The sequence below is a fragment of the Bradyrhizobium sp. AZCC 1610 genome, assembly GCF_036924515.1.
GTDB lineage: Bacteria > Pseudomonadota > Alphaproteobacteria > Rhizobiales > Xanthobacteraceae > Bradyrhizobium.
Genome location: NZ_JAZHRR010000001.1, coordinates 5,490,068 through 5,503,779, shown reverse-complemented (window position 1 = coordinate 5,503,779; position 13,712 = coordinate 5,490,068). Strand labels below are relative to the sequence as shown.

The 13,712-nt window shown below is 62.8% G+C and carries 16 protein-coding genes; 6 read left to right on the top strand and 10 right to left on the bottom strand.

The features are described 5' to 3' along the window. Positions 1–158: 158 nt before the first annotated feature. The 3 genes from V1279_RS27120 to V1279_RS27110 form a co-directional block, all read right to left on the bottom strand. Positions 159–1,211, bottom strand: coding sequence for an AI-2E family transporter (locus V1279_RS27120; protein ID WP_334442211.1), 1,053 nt, complete (start codon positions 1,209–1,211; stop codon positions 159–161). A 121-nt stretch (positions 1,212–1,332) separates the two neighbouring features. Continuing rightward, entirely contained in the window at positions 1,333–1,794 is a 462-nt protein-coding gene (locus tag V1279_RS27115) for a cupredoxin domain-containing protein (RefSeq protein WP_334442209.1), read from the bottom strand. A gap of 145 nt (positions 1,795–1,939) precedes the next feature. Further along, the gene (locus V1279_RS27110) at positions 1,940–2,383 is read right to left on the bottom strand and encodes a hypothetical protein (RefSeq protein ID WP_334442207.1); all 444 of its coding nucleotides are present in this window, start codon (positions 2,381–2,383) and stop codon (positions 1,940–1,942) included. 178 nt (positions 2,384–2,561) lie between these two features. Here V1279_RS27110 and V1279_RS27105 point away from each other — a divergent pair, with 178 nt between their 5' ends. Both V1279_RS27105 and V1279_RS27100 read left to right on the top strand, forming a co-directional pair. Beyond that, positions 2,562–3,761 (top strand): MFS transporter, encoded by a 1,200-nt coding sequence (locus V1279_RS27105; protein ID WP_442894917.1) that lies wholly within the window; start codon positions 2,562–2,564, stop codon positions 3,759–3,761. A 320-nt stretch (positions 3,762–4,081) separates the two neighbouring features. After that, positions 4,082–4,255, top strand: a complete 174-nt coding sequence (locus tag V1279_RS27100) for a hypothetical protein (protein ID WP_334442201.1) — start codon at positions 4,082–4,084, stop codon at positions 4,253–4,255. 83 nt (positions 4,256–4,338) lie between these two features. Here V1279_RS27100 and V1279_RS27095 read toward each other — a convergent pair whose 3' ends face one another. Then, a complete protein-coding gene (locus tag V1279_RS27095; RefSeq protein ID WP_334442198.1) occupies positions 4,339–4,770 on the bottom strand; it encodes a cupin domain-containing protein in 432 nt (143 codons plus the stop codon). A 119-nt stretch (positions 4,771–4,889) separates the two neighbouring features. Here V1279_RS27095 and V1279_RS27090 point away from each other — a divergent pair, with 119 nt between their 5' ends. Further along, positions 4,890–5,780: a LysR family transcriptional regulator gene (locus tag V1279_RS27090; protein ID WP_334442196.1), complete on the top strand. Its 891-nt coding sequence runs from the start codon at positions 4,890–4,892 to the stop codon at positions 5,778–5,780. 2 nt (positions 5,781–5,782) lie between these two features. On the opposite strand, the gene V1279_RS27085 is transcribed toward V1279_RS27090, so the two are convergent. From V1279_RS27085 to V1279_RS27075, 3 genes are read right to left on the bottom strand one after another with little or no spacing between them, the layout of a single operon-like run. Beyond that, positions 5,783–6,568 (bottom strand): 2-keto-4-pentenoate hydratase, encoded by a 786-nt coding sequence (locus tag V1279_RS27085; RefSeq protein ID WP_334442193.1) that lies wholly within the window; start codon positions 6,566–6,568, stop codon positions 5,783–5,785. 7 nt (positions 6,569–6,575) lie between these two features. Beyond that, positions 6,576–7,355 (bottom strand): crotonase/enoyl-CoA hydratase family protein, encoded by a 780-nt coding sequence (locus tag V1279_RS27080; protein ID WP_334442190.1) that lies wholly within the window; start codon positions 7,353–7,355, stop codon positions 6,576–6,578. Positions 7,356–7,402: 47 nt separating this feature from the next. After that, positions 7,403–7,891 carry a tautomerase family protein gene (locus V1279_RS27075; RefSeq protein ID WP_334442188.1) on the bottom strand — a complete coding sequence of 163 codons (489 nt, stop codon included), beginning with the start codon at positions 7,889–7,891 and terminating at the stop codon, positions 7,403–7,405. Between the two features lie 114 nt (positions 7,892–8,005). Here V1279_RS27075 and V1279_RS27070 point away from each other — a divergent pair, with 114 nt between their 5' ends. After that, on the top strand, positions 8,006–8,617 hold the full coding sequence (locus V1279_RS27070) for a TetR/AcrR family transcriptional regulator (RefSeq protein ID WP_334442185.1): 612 nt from the start codon (positions 8,006–8,008) through the stop codon (positions 8,615–8,617). Positions 8,618–8,625: 8 nt separating this feature from the next. On the opposite strand, the gene V1279_RS27065 is transcribed toward V1279_RS27070, so the two are convergent. The 3 genes from V1279_RS27065 to V1279_RS27055 form a co-directional block, all read right to left on the bottom strand. Beyond that, on the bottom strand, positions 8,626–9,507 hold the full coding sequence (locus V1279_RS27065) for a 3-keto-5-aminohexanoate cleavage protein (RefSeq protein ID WP_334442182.1): 882 nt from the start codon (positions 9,505–9,507) through the stop codon (positions 8,626–8,628). A gap of 126 nt (positions 9,508–9,633) precedes the next feature. Continuing rightward, entirely contained in the window at positions 9,634–10,128 is a 495-nt protein-coding gene (locus V1279_RS27060; RefSeq protein ID WP_334442179.1) for a hypothetical protein, read from the bottom strand. A 175-nt stretch (positions 10,129–10,303) separates the two neighbouring features. Next, positions 10,304–10,852 (bottom strand): cupin domain-containing protein, encoded by a 549-nt coding sequence (locus V1279_RS27055; protein ID WP_334355980.1) that lies wholly within the window; start codon positions 10,850–10,852, stop codon positions 10,304–10,306. A 153-nt stretch (positions 10,853–11,005) separates the two neighbouring features. Between V1279_RS27055 and V1279_RS27050 the strand changes: the two genes are divergently transcribed. Continuing rightward, entirely contained in the window at positions 11,006–12,334 is a 1,329-nt protein-coding gene (locus V1279_RS27050) for an aspartate aminotransferase family protein (RefSeq protein ID WP_334442177.1), read from the top strand. A 63-nt stretch (positions 12,335–12,397) separates the two neighbouring features. Continuing rightward, on the top strand, positions 12,398–13,663 hold the full coding sequence (locus V1279_RS27045) for a D-amino acid dehydrogenase (protein WP_334442175.1): 1,266 nt from the start codon (positions 12,398–12,400) through the stop codon (positions 13,661–13,663). Positions 13,664–13,712: the final 49 nt, after the last annotated feature.

The window sequence follows — 13,712 nt, the reverse complement described above, 5'->3', positions numbered from 1 at the left end:
GCATCGTGCTGCTCGTGACGGCGTTTGCGCTGGGGACGCCTGGATTGAAACCGGACGGTCCGCCAGAGAAAGCACTTTTGCTGCGGGTTGCAAACCGATGAAGCGGCGGACGGTTCCAACGTTGCATCAGAACCGCGCCTCACGCTCTGCCGCCGGCGTCATCCCCTGACGCCCGCCCTCGATACGGCGAATATTTCCCAACTCACCATGAACATCGCCGCGATCAAGGGCCCGATGACAAAACCGTTCAGGCCGAACACTTCGATGCCGCCCAGCGTGGAGATCAGCACGACGTAGTCCGGCAGCTTCGAGCCCTTGCCGACCAGGAAGGGACGCAACAGATTATCCACCAGTCCGATGACGAGCACGCCATACAGGATCAATCCGATCCCCTGCCAGATGGCCCCGGCGGCCAGGAAGTAGATCGCGACCGGAAGCCAGACCAGCGCGGCGCCGATCGCAGGGATCAGCGACAGGAACGCCATCAGCACGGCCCATAGCAGCGCTGCGTGGATTCCGAGGAACCAGAACGCGATGCCGCCGAGCGTGCCTTGCGCCATCGCGACGAGAATGCCGCCCTTCACGGTCGCGCGAACGACGTCGGCGAATCTGGCGAACAGCGCCGCCTTCTGCTCGCCGCGCAGCGGAATGGCATCCCTGATCCGTTCTGCCAGCGCCCTGCCGTCACGCAACAGGAAGAACAGCAGATAAAGCATGATGCCGAGGCGGATCACGAAATCGAACGTGTTCACCCCGATGCTCAGGGCCTGCGGGGCGAGAACCTGCCCGCCCTTCATGAGGCCGGAAGCGAGCTTTTCGCGTAGCGCCGAAAAATCGGCGAGGTTGAGCCGCTCGAGCAATCCGGTGGCCCAGGCCGGCAGGGCGTCGAATATCCGCTGCAGGTAGCTGCCGAAATTGTACTCTCCCGACTGGATCTTTGCGAAAAGGCTTGACGCCTCCTGCACCAGCGACGCTGCGATCATTGTAAGCGGCAGGATGACGATGGCGATAATGATCAGAACGGTGACCGCGGCTGCCAGGCTCGGTCTGCCCTGCATCGATTGCAGCAGCCTTCGATAGACCGGCGCGAAAAGCACCGCCACGACGATCGCCCAGAGAACAGCGCCATAGAACGGGTACAGCACCCAGGCGAACGCCAGCGTGACGGCTGTGAGCAGCAACAGGAAACCTTGATGTTCGATCCTTTGCACGGCGGTCTCGTTTTCCCAGCTTTCGGATTGGACCCGGTTGTAGTGGATCAGGGGCGACGAAAACAGGAAACTTTTGCGCAGCTTGCCGCCTTCGCTTTACCTGTAGCTCATTTCACCGGACCTATTTCACCAGGATCTGGCCGACCATGCCGGCCTCGCGATGGCCGGGGATCAGGCACGAATATTCGAACGTGCCGGCGTGAGTGAACTTCCAGAGGATCTCGGCCGATTTCTTCGGTGCAAGCCGAACGCCGTTCGGTTCGTCATGTTCCATATGCGGGTTCTCCATCATCGCCTTGGCGTGTTTCAGATTTTCTTCCGCGGTGGCGAGCAGGAATTCGTGATCGTCGGCGCCGGTGTTGCGGATCACAAAGCGGATCTGTTCGCCGCGCTTCACCTCGATGCGGGCGGGCGCGTAGGCCATCTCGCTCATCCCGACCTCGATGGTGCGGGAAGGCTGTTTGGAATCGCCGGGCTCGCCCGCCGCATAGCTTTGGTGGGCGTGCTGCTCATGGCTGTGGGCCAGAGGCGGCAGGGCTGAAAGCGCTGTTAGCGCCAGCAGGATCGTCACAATGGTTTTCATTCGATGTTCCTTCTCGTGCTTTTTCCGAATGCGCTGCGCAACGGCGCGAGACGCCGTGAACTGCGCAGACATGATTGAATTCTCTGACGGACCACGGGCATGCGTACGCTGTCGCAAGCGCGGCTGCCGGCGTCGTTACGTCAGGTCAGGCGATGGGAGGGCGGTAGAGCAGAGGGGGCGCCTTGTCCGGCAGGCGCTGAAAATTCTCGGAGACGCAGAGCGAGATCGGCGGCGAGGGCTTTTCAACCGCAGGCGGATCGGCGGCGATCGCCGAAACGCACAGCATGGCGCAGCACGGACCCATAGAGCCCTTGCCGTCATGCTGATGCTTGGCGTGCCCGGGGACGGCGTGGCCGACATCGGCGCGATGCATCGCATGCTGATCCGCTTGCATCTCATGATGCTGGTGCGAGGCCGCATGCTGCGGTTGAGCACCCTCATGCACGTGCATGGTGGCGGCCGTTCCGAACTGGTGCACGAGACATGACGCGGCATCGCCAAGTGCGAGCGCAACACCCGGCGCGAGCACGCAAAACAGATAGAGCAGGGCGGCAAACCACCCCGCCTTGACGCGCTTCCGTCTCGTCAAGCGAACGAACATAGCGACAAGCTAATGCCAAGCGCCGATTGAGCCAAGGCACTGAGGGACGCTGTCCCTCCACATCTGCATGCCCAATATCGCGGCAATGTGGCTTGACGTTAGGCGATTTGCCCCCGAAGTTGCGCGCGCCGTGGCAATTTCTTCTGAAATCACCCGAGATTCCGACCTGTTCGTTCCCGATTCGCGTCGGGCATGGACCCGGCTTGCCGTGGCCGTGCTGATCGGTTCGCTCGGCAGTGTCGGCATGTGGTCGGTGGTGGTCGCGCTCCCCGTGGTGCAGGCGGAGTTTGGGGCGAGCCGGGGCGCTGCCTCGCTGGCCTTCACCATGGTGATGCTCGGATTCGGTTCCGGCGGGGTGCTCACCGGCAAGATCACCGATCGCTACGGCATCGTCACCGCGATCGGGCTCGGCATCGGCATTCTGGGCCTGGGTTACATCGTAGCCGGCATGTCATCCTCGATCTGGCACTTCATCCTGGTGCATTTCGCGATCGGGCTCTCCTCGTCGGCGACCTTCGGCCCGCTGATGGCGGAAGCCTCGCACTGGTTCGACCGTTACCGGGGGTTGGCGGTCGCGATCGCCGCCAGCGGCAACTACATCGGCGGCACGATCTGGCCGCCGCTGGTGAATTTCGGCATCGAGCAGATGGGCTGGCGCAGCAGCCATATCGCGATCGGCATCTTCACGGCGGTGGCGATGACGCTGGCGCTGGTTGGCCTGCGCATGCTGATGGGGGCGGGAGCGCAGCGCGATCACGAGAACGCGGCCCCGCCGCGCGTCGATTTGCGGCTCTCCACCAATGCGCTGACGGTGATCCTGTCGCTCGCCGGCATCGCCTGCTGCGTGGCGATGTCGATGCCGCAGGTTCACATCGTCGCCTATTGCGGCGATCTCGGCTATGGCGTGGCACGCGGCGCCGAAATGCTGTCGCTGATGCTGGGGTTCGGCATCATCAGCCGCATCGGAAGTGGCTTTCTCGCCGACAAGATCGGCGGCATCCGCACGCTCCTGATCGGTTCGGTCGCGCAGGGCACCGCGCTCTTGTTCTACCTGTTCTTCGACGGCCTGACCTCGCTCTATATCATCTCCGCGATGTTCGGCCTGTTCCAGGGCGGCATCGTGCCGAGCTACGCGATCATCGTGCGCGAGGCGATGCCGGCGTCGGAAGCCGCGACACGCGTGGGCATCGTGATCTTCGCTTCCGTGTTCGGCATGTCGTTTGGCGGGTGGATTTCCGGTGCGATCTTCGACGCCACCGGCTCCTACGGCGCCGCGTTCGCCAACGGGCTGGCGTGGAACGCGCTCAACATCGGCATCATGCTGCTGCTGTTGATGCGCGCCCGACAGCGGCTGGCGATGGCGTAGAATCTTTTTTTGACGCGTTTTCTTCACGCGAACCGGAAGCCGCTTCGCTCGAAAACGCTACCCTAAACCGCCTGTACCGCCTTCAGCAGCGAACAGCCCGTGATCGCGGCGGGGACTTTCGTTCCCGATCCGTTGACGGCACGGCGGAGAGGTTCTTTTGGAACCAGGGAACCGCCCAGTCACTTATCCGCTTGTTTCAAAGCGCCTGAATGGAGTCCTATGTTGCTTAACGGCACCTTGTGAAAACTCCAGGTGCAGCGCTAACCCGTCCATGCGGAAACCGGAGCCGAAGGGGGAGACCACACCTGAGGAGCAACAACATGACCCCACACATATCAGAGGAATTTTCCACCAGGTTGATCGACTGGAGTCCCTTCGTGATCATGGGCAACACGATGCCGCCCCGAGATCCTGAAGACGAAGAGGACGAGGACGAAGAGGAAGAGGACCCCGCCGACGAACCGCCGGTCGTGCGTGAGCCGGACGAAGACTAGGGCATGATGCTTTCAGGATTGGGCATAGCCTGAGTTTTTCTCCGGGCGGATAATCTCGATGACGCGCGCGCGCGGCAGGCCGCCTAGTGCGAGTGCAAGTCCAGAAACGGCGTATCGTTGGCGCTGACATAGAAGATGACGACCCTGGTCGTCTCGGTGGTGCTGCGGTTATAGCCGGTCATCGGCACCTTTGGCGGTTCGACCATCGCTTCGCCGGCCTTGACCGTGACCGGCGGGCGGCCGTCGAGCTCGAAGGTGAAGGCGCCTTCCAGCACATAGACCGTCACCGGAAAGCGGTGGGTGTGATAGACGGTCTTGTCGCCCGGCTTGAACGTCGCGGTCATGACCCGCACCGTCTGCTTGTCGCCGGTGGGCAATCCCTCGACGACCTGCTGCAGCACCATGTTGGGCTTGGCGAGATTTGGCGCTGCCGCGCCGTGTTGTTGCGCCAGTGCCGGATTGCTGAAGGCGAGACCGACAAGCAGAGCGCTGCTCGGGAAGAGATGGCTGCGCATACATAGCTCCTTTGTGCGTCAATCGCCGCGTTGTTTCGATGCCAAAGCCTAAGCGGCACGGCCCCACCGCGGGAGCCGCAAGATTGCTAGGCCCGGCTCCAGAAGTGCATAATGGGCGCATGTTTGACTGGAACGATTTGAAGTATTTCCTCGCCGTTGCGCGCCATGGCAGCACGATTGCTGCTGGCAAGGCGCTTGGCACCAGCCAGTCGACCGTGCACCGCCGGCTCGAAGAGCTCGAACGCCGGATCGGGCAGGCGCTGGTGACCCGGGCTGCGAGCGGCTATCGCCTGACCGAATACGGCACCACGCTGTTACCCTTTGCCGAACGCATCGAGGCCGCGGTCGGGGATTTCCAGCGGCGGGCAACCGATGTCGAGCAGGACATGAAGGGCGCGATCCGCGTCACCTGCCCGGAGCCCATCGTTATCCGCATGACGCAGTCGGGCCTGATCGACCGATTTCATGCCCGCCATCCGCATCTGCGCGTCGAATTCATCACCAGCGACCGCTATCTCGACCTGTCGAAGGGGGAGGTGGACATAGCCTTCCGCTCCGGCGATACCGACGACGAGCTGATCGGGCGCAAGATCGCGGATTCGTTCTGGGCCGTCTATGCCAGCCGTGACTATGTCGAGCGTCGCGGCAAGCCCGACCGCGTCGAGGACTTGTCGCAACATCTACTCATAGGCTTCGACGAGACGCTGGCTGGTCACCGCGCCGCAAAGTGGCTAAAGGACGTCGCACCAGAGGCCAGGATGCCCGTGCGCAACAACAGTGTGCTTGGCCTGGTCTCCGCGGTGAAATCCGGCGCAGGGTTAGGGCCGCTGCCGACGGCGCTCGGCGACGCGGAGCCGGATCTGGTCCGCGTGCTCGGCCCTGTTCCGGAACTGACGCGAAGCTGGCGGCTGTTGACGCATCCCGACATCCGCCGCGTGCCGCGTATTGCCGCGTTCTTCGATTACATCATCGAGCAGCGCGACGCGCTGAAATCGATTTTGACCGGATGAGGTCACAGATCGATCGTGATCTCGATCGTCGCCGCCTCGCCGAATCGCGCGCGGACATGCTGGCCGCCGCGCACCGGCAGCATGCCGGTCATCGAGCCGGTGCTAACAGTCTCGCCGGCGCGAAGCCCGTCGCCCCATTGGCGGCGCTGTTCGGCCAGCCACCACAATGGCCGCAGCGGATCGCCCATCACATCGGCGCCGATGCCCTCGCGCCGCAATGTCCCATCGATCTCGAGCCGGACTGGCACGGACGCAAGTCCCTCGCACCAGTTCTCGATCCTGTCGCCAAAGACATAGCGTCCTGACGCGCTGCCGTCGGCGAGAATGGCAGGCAGCGGCGGCAGGGCCTTTCTCGGATAGCGGCATTCCGCCACTTCGATGCCGGCGTGAACCTCGGCGATCGCCTCGATCGTCTCGGCAAGCGTCCAGGGTTCGTCTCGCGGCGGCAGGTCGCGCGCCAGCGTGACGAAGAACTCGCATTCGATCAGCGGGTCGAGCAATTCCGCCGCCTTGAAACGCATGGGCGAGGTGCAGGCGAAGCGGCGGAAGGTCCTGCCATAGATTGGTCCGTCCAGTTGCAGCTTGCCGCGCACGGCGTCCGTCGTGCCGGCAATCTTCCAGCCCAAGGGCTCCCAACCAAGCCGCTCCGCGACGGCCTGATTGACGGCGTAGGCGTCGCTGGTTGTTTCAGGTACGAGATCATCGGGCAGGGTCACCTGGCTGACGTTGCGCCGCGCCCGCACGAGCAGGTTCGCCAGTTCTTCTTGTTTTCCGGAAATTGCCTTCACGTCCGCCTCATCGTCCTTGAAACACCGCGGCGCGCCGCTCGATGAAGGATTGAATGCCTTCTCTTGCGTCGGCGCTGTTCAGCACGCGTTCGCGTACAGTCGGAATATAGGCGATGGCCGCCTTCTCGCCGTGCTCGACATACTTGAGTGCCGCTTCCTTGGTGACCTGAATCCCGAGCGGCGCATTGCGGGCAATGATCGCGGCAAGCGCCATCGCGCGTTCGATCTGCTGGCCTGCCGGCACCACTTCCTGGACCAACCCGATCTCGCGGGCGCGCGAAGCCGTGAATTCATCGCACAGGAACAAATGATACATCGCGTTGCCCCAGCCGGTGCGCGACAGGAAGCGGAAATGCGCCCCGCCGAGCGGCGCGATGCCGCGCTTGGATTCCATCTGGCAAAAGCGAGCGTCATCGGCGGCCACGACGATGTCGCCGGCCAGCATCAGCTCGATGCCGACGGTGAAGACGATGCCCTGCACCGCTGACACGATCGGCTTCTTGCAGCGTTTTCCGAGGCCGAACACGTCGACATTGCCTTCCCTGATATTCCGCTTCTCGGCGGTGGGGCCGAAGAATTTCGGCATGTCGAGGCCGGCCGTGAAATCCTTGCCTTCGGCGCAGATGACGCCGACCCAATAGCTGTCGTTGTCGTGCAGTTCCGTCAGGGCGTCCGACAACTGCTCCATCATGGTTGGCGAGAACGCGTTCTTCTTGGTGGGGTTATCGATGATGATTTTGAAAATGCGATCGTGGGATTCGGTGCGGATTTTTCCTTCGGTGACCATGATGTTCGTTTCCTCTGTCTGGATGTCTCGGATACCATCGTGCGCAGTTATCTCTCGTACTTCACCGCAAGCGCGGTGCGGATCGCCGCGGCGCGTTCCGGCGAAAAGTGCGATGCGCCGTGTTCGAGCAGGTCGACGAACGATAGCACGCCGCCGCGTGAGCCCCAGCTTCCTTCCTCGATGATGCGAAAATTGATCCACCAGGCGGGCGAGGGCGCCTTCATCCCGCAGGCCTCCGCAAGCGCGGCATGGATGTTGCGGATCACGGTAGCGCGGTCCTCGCGCGTCCAGCAGCAGTCCATCACAACGACATCGAGCACCATGACGTCGCTTGGCTTGTCCGACAGCAGTTCGCCGCCGTGCGCGATCATGTCCAGCGGCCGCTCGGCAAAATGCACCTGATAGCCGCGGCGCGCCTCGGGCGCGAGCTTGCCGACCTCCGGAACCAGCACGGCATCCGTCAGCGTCTTCGCCAATACGCGGCGCTGCTCGGCGTTCAGGCGCCCTTGCGGGGTCATCACATGGATAACGGTCATCGTGCATCCTCCCTGCCGGCTCATGCGGACGACTATGACAAATGGCATAATTCGATTGGGCTGGCTATGTCAAGCGTCATATTCTACAATGAGGCGACTCAAGAGGGAGTTCCGATGTCGTCCAATACCCGCGCCAAGATGGTGGCAGGCGCCGCCGACCTGATGAGCCGGCGTGGCGTCAACGCCACCAGCATGCGCGACGTGGTCCGCCATACCGGTACGCCGCGCGGCTCGATCGGCCATCATTTTCCGCGCGGCAAGCAGCAACTGATCGAGGACGCGCTTGTCTTTGCAGGCAAGCAGGTCAGCGGACCCTTGGGTCATCTGACGCGGGAGCAGGGGGCCATCGGCGGGCTTCGCGGCTTTATCGCGTTGTGGCGTCAAACGCTGGGGAAATCGAAATTCCAGGCCGGCTGTCCGGTGCTGGCGGTGGCGGTCGAGCAGTATGTCAACGATGCGACCGGTAGTGACGGCGTGCCGGATGAAGCCGCGCAAAAGCGACTGCTCGATCTCGCGGAGGGGGTGTTCGCCGACTGGCAAGCCATCCTGGTCACCGCGCTGCGGCGCGAGGGCGTGACGGCCGCCCGTGCGCGGCGGCTTGCGGCGCTGGTCGTTGCATCGCTGGAAGGAACGGTCGCGATGTGCCGCGCCGCACGCAGCGCCCAGCCGCTCGACGATGTCAGGCAGGAACTCGAACTGATTCTTTCCGGCGCGCTGGAGAAATAGAATTCTGCTCAGGCGGATGCGGCCAGTGCCTGCCGCATTTCAGCAGGGGTTGCCGGTTCGGCGCCGTGATCGCGCACCAGGCGCACGGCTTCTTCGACCAGCTCCAGATTGGTCGCCTGCGTCCCCAGCGGGGCATCTTCGAGGCCAACGCGGATATGGCCGCCGCATGCGATCGTATCAGTGAACAGCGGGCGAAGATCGGCGCTCACGCCCGCAATCATCCAGGGCGCGCCGGGTGCTTCCTCCTCGAGTAACGCCAGATAGGCCGCGAGTGCATATGGCTTTGGCGGAAAGCCGACCGCGACCAGATTGCAGAACATGAGACGATAGATCGGCACCTTGACGCCGGCTGCGCGCGCGAGCGCTGCGCCGGCACGCAGGAAGCCGGGCTCGTAGATGGCAAAATCGGTATGCAGGCCGTGGCGTGCTGCGAGATCGAGCGCATACCGGATCTGGGATTCAGGATTCATGTAGGTGCTGCCAGGCTGCGTGGCCGCCGTGATTTTTGTCAGGCTCAAATTGACGCTGCCGGGATCGATGACGGCAAAATCCAACAGGCCGCGCGCGGCAAGTTCTTCGATGTCGGCAAATCGGGCCGCGACGTCGGCGAGCGGGCTGCTGTCGATGCCTGTGGTTATGAAAGCCGGATAGGAGGGATAGACCGGCACATCGACCTGGTTGCGAATGCCTTCGATGATGCGGGCATAGACCTGCCAGTCGTAGGTCTGCGGGCCGCCGCCATCATAGGCATGGACGTGAACGATGGTGGCGCCGGCACGCGCGCAGGCGACGCCCTCGGCGATGATGGTCTCGACGGTATCGGGAATGCCGGGTTGGAGCGCGCGGCCCCACGAGCCGTTCAACGCTGCCTCGATCCAGACCTTGCGCACGCTATTACTCTCCTGAAGATTTAGTCCTCCCATCTATAGGGCATGTACTCATGACGAGCGATATCCGATTTTCCCGAAGCTCTGGAGACAACATCAGGTTGGAGGCACCGAAGCCGTTCCAATGAATCAGATTTCGCAGTCGGCTGAATTCAAAGCCTTGCGCAAGCCACCAAACGCGCTTAGCCGACAGGGCTCGGTGTCGCGGGCGGCCTTTCGCCGCTCGGAAACGGTAATTCGCTTGATAGCGATTTTCTTTGGCTTCGACTTAGGAGGGGCGGCGGTAGTGACCTTCTTTGGTTTTGGATCGTGCTTTGATTTTGGGTCGAGCCGATGACGGTTGATCACCCTCGGGGGCTCCGAAGAACCGATACTGATGTCTTCCGGCGGAGAAATGCTTTCGTCGACTAGAGCAGGCTGCGCCGGCGTCTCGCTGCTCGCAGCGGCAATTTCAAGTCGATCAGCCTTCGCCAGCGCAACATGTGAATCGGAAATGCCTACGGTTGTCTCGGCGAGGGGCTGGACGACCACTGCTGCGCTACGCACTGGAGTTCTGAGTTCCATTGCCGCTAGCACGCCTACACCCAATGGGATCAGGAGGCCCAACAACACCATCCTCAGCATGATGCTCCTCCGGCTTATATTTTAGTGCAGGTGAAATTCTCCGATCTAATGAGGCAACTTGGCGGCGGCACACGTAACAAACCGACCCGTTTGCCGACAAGGTTAACCGCAGGCTTAGATGTTCCTCACGCGCGAACGTTGAATGGAGGAACAGGATCGCTTCCGCCTTGCTCCATCAGAACGTCGGCGGCGTGCAGGCCGAGATCACTTCGCAGGCTTTGCCCCCGACGCAGCGAAAACGATGTGGGCGGCGGCTTTCGAAATAATAGGCGTCGCCGGGGTCGAGGATACGGCGCTCGTCGTCGACGGTTACCTCGAGCCGGCCGCTCACCACGATGCCGCCTTCCTCGCCGTCATGGGTCAGTGGCACTCGGCCGGTGTCGCTGCCCGGCTCGTAGCGTTCCTTGAGAATTTGCAGGCTGCGGCCGAACATGGTGTCGCCGACCTGGCGATAGGAAATCGGCTGCTTGCCGATCTCGGTCAGTTCGTCGGAGCGGTAGAACGCCTTGCGCGGGCGCTCCGGCTCGATCGCGAAGAATTCGGCGAGCCCCATCGGCAGGCCGTCGAGGATGCGCTTGAGCGCGCCGACGGAGGGGTTCATCTGGTTCGATTCGATCAGCGAAATCGTCGAATTGGTCACCCCGGAGCGCTTCGCCAGTTCGCGCTGCGACAGCTTGTGACGGGCGCGAACGAAGCGGAGTCGCCCACCGATATCGACGCTCATCGAAAATCCCTGTTGCAAGTGTTTCGGATCGAACAAATATGCCCTGGCCGGGCTAGCAAAATCAATGGGTTGCAGAAGTGAAGAAAAGGACTTGTTGTGCCTTCCCGAGCGTGGCCCGGTGGTACCTTGAGCTGCCAGCACAGGAGCTACGCCGTGACCCTTCATCAGAAGCCGAACACCTTGCAAACCGATTCGTTCTGGATGCCGTTCACGGCCAACCGGCAGTTCAAGAAAGCGCCCCGCCTGTTCGCTTCCGCCGAGGGCATGCATTACACGACGGTCGACGGCCGCAAGGTGATCGACGCTTCAGCCGGCCTCTGGTGCGTCAATGCCGGCCATGGCCGCCGCCAGATCGCAACAGCTGTCGAACGGCAGTTGATGAATCTCGACTTCGCGCCGTCGTTCAATATGGGCCATCCGCTGGCGTTCGATTTCGCCGAGCGGCTCGCCGAGATCGCGCCCAAAGGTCTCGATCGCATCTTCTTCACCAATTCGGGTTCGGAATCGGTCGACACTGCGCTCAAGATCGCGCTTGCCTATCAGCGCGCCATCGGCCAGGGGACGCGGACGCGTCTGATCGGCCGCGAGCGCGGCTATCACGGCGTCGGCTTCGGCGGCATGTCCGTCGGCGGCATGGTGGCGAACCGCCGCGCCTTTGCGACCCATCTGCCTGGTGTCGACCACATCCGTCACACCCATGATCTCGCGCGCAACGCTTTTGCGAAGGATCAGCCGGAGCACGGCGCTGAACTCGCCGACGATCTCGAGCGGATGGTGGCGCTGCATGGTGCCGACACCATCGCCGCCGTCATTGTCGAGCCGGTGCCGGGCTCGACCGCGGTGCTGCCGCCGCCCAAGGGTTATCTGAAGCGCCTGCGCGAAATCTGCGACAAGCACGGCATCCTCCTGATCTTCGACGAGGTCATCACCGGCTTCGGCCGCCTCGGCGCGCCGTTCGCGGCGGATTATTTCGGCGTCACGCCTGATATGATGACGACCGCCAAGGGCATTACCAACGGCACCGTTCCCTGCGGCGCAGTGTTCGCCAGCCGCAAGATCCATGACGGGCTGATGAACGGCCCCGAGGGCACGATCGAGTTGTTCCACGGCTACACGTATTCGGCGCATCCGGTCGCCTGTGCCGCGGGCCTTGCGACGCTCGACATCTACAAGGACGAGGGGCTGCTGACCCGCGGCGCTTCTCTTGCCGAATACTGGCGCGATGCGCTGCATTCGCTCAAAGGTCTGCCGAACGTCATCGACATCCGCAATGTCGGCCTGATGGGTGCGGTCGAGCTGTCGCCGCGCAGCGACGGCGTCGGCGCACGCGGCTATGACGTGATGGTCGATTGCTTCAATCGCGGGCTTTATTTCCGCATGAGCGGCGATTCCTTCGCGATGTCGCCGCCCCTGATCGTCGAGAAAAGCCATATCGACGACATGGTTTCGATCCTGGGCGACGCGATCAAGCGTGTGGCCTGATCCTTGCTCTCAAGGAAAGACAGAAGCCGCGGCGACGGTGCCGCGGCGGATGCGTGAGGGATCGTGAAAGTCATCGTTCTCGGCAGTGGCGTCATCGGCGTCACGACAGCCTATTATCTTGCGCGCGCCGGCCATGAAGTTATTGTCGTCGACCGTCAGGCCGAGCCCGCGCAGGAAACCTCTTTCGCCAATGCCGGCGAAGTCTCGCCCGGCTACTCCTCGCCCTGGGCCGGCCCCGGCGTTCCGGTCAAGGCGATCAAATGGCTGTTGATGCGCCACGGCCCGCTGGTGATCTGGCCGAAGCTCGATCCTGTCATGTGGATCTGGGGGCTGAAGATGCTGCGCAACTGCACGGCAGAGCGCTACGCCATCAACAAGAGCCGGATGATCCCGATCGCCGAATACAGCCGCGATTCCTTGCGCGCACTGCGCGCCGAGACCGGCATCAAGTATGACGAGCGCAGTCAAGGCACGCTGCAGCTGTTTCGTAAGCAGAAGCAGCTTGACGGCATCGGCGACGATATCGCGGTGCTCAAGCAATATGGCGTGCCCTACGAAGTGCTCGATCGCACCGGCTGCATTGGCGCCGAGCCGGCACTCGCCGGCGTGAAGGACAAGTTCGTCGGCGGACTGCGGTTGCCGCAGGACGAGACCGGCGATTGCCACATGTTCACGCAGGCGCTCGCCAAGGAAGCAGCAAAGCTCGGCGTGCAGTTCAAATTCAACACGATCATTGAGCGCCTGGTCGCGGATGGCGACAAGATCACCGGTGTCGTGACCAGCGCGGGGCTGTTGCAGGCCGATACCTATGTCGCGGCGCTGGGAAGCTGGTCGCCGCGACTGCTCAAGCCGATCGGCGTTTCAATTCCGGTCTATCCCGTAAAGGGCTATTCGATCACGGTCCCCATCATCGATCCCGATGGCGCGCCGGTTTCCACCGTGATGGACGAGAGCTACAAGGTCGCGATCACGCGGCTGGGGAATCGCATCCGCGTCGGCGGCACCGCGGAAATCTCAGGCTATTCGGACCGGCTCGATGCGGCGCGGCGCGCGACGCTGGATCACTCCCTGACCGACATGTTTCCGTGCGGCGGCGACCTCGGCAAGGCCACGTTCTGGAGCGGCCTGCGCCCGATGACGCCGGACGGGCCGCCGGTCATTGGCACTACGCGCTACAGCAATCTTCATCTCAACACCGGCCACGGCACGCTCGGCTGGACCATGGCCTGCGGCTCGGGGAGAGTGCTGGCGGACATGATGTCGGGGCGGAAGCCGGACATCGACGTAAGCGAACTCAGCGTGAGCCGGTACGATCACCGGTTCGGGTGACGGCCAGATGGCGTCCGCATTCGTCATGGCGACCGCTGGAATCGCCGTT

Coding starts and splice junctions, on each gene's coding strand:
- V1279_RS27115 (WP_334442209.1), bottom strand. CDS start 1,794: ATGAAAACCATTGTGACGATCCTGCTGGCGCTAACAGCGCTTTCAGCC.
- V1279_RS27100 (WP_334442201.1), top strand. CDS start 4,082: ATGACCCCACACATATCAGAGGAATTTTCCACCAGGTTGATCGACTGG.
- V1279_RS27095 (WP_334442198.1), bottom strand. CDS start 4,770: ATGCGCAGCCATCTCTTCCCGAGCAGCGCTCTGCTTGTCGGTCTCGCC.
- V1279_RS27090 (WP_334442196.1), top strand. CDS start 4,890: ATGTTTGACTGGAACGATTTGAAGTATTTCCTCGCCGTTGCGCGCCAT.
- V1279_RS27080 (WP_334442190.1), bottom strand. CDS start 7,355: ATGGTCACCGAAGGAAAAATCCGCACCGAATCCCACGATCGCATTTTC.
- V1279_RS27075 (WP_334442188.1), bottom strand. CDS start 7,891: ATGACCGTTATCCATGTGATGACCCCGCAAGGGCGCCTGAACGCCGAG.
- V1279_RS27070 (WP_334442185.1), top strand. CDS start 8,006: ATGTCGTCCAATACCCGCGCCAAGATGGTGGCAGGCGCCGCCGACCTG.
- V1279_RS27060 (WP_334442179.1), bottom strand. CDS start 10,128: ATGCTGAGGATGGTGTTGTTGGGCCTCCTGATCCCATTGGGTGTAGGC.
- V1279_RS27055 (WP_334355980.1), bottom strand. CDS start 10,852: ATGAGCGTCGATATCGGTGGGCGACTCCGCTTCGTTCGCGCCCGTCAC.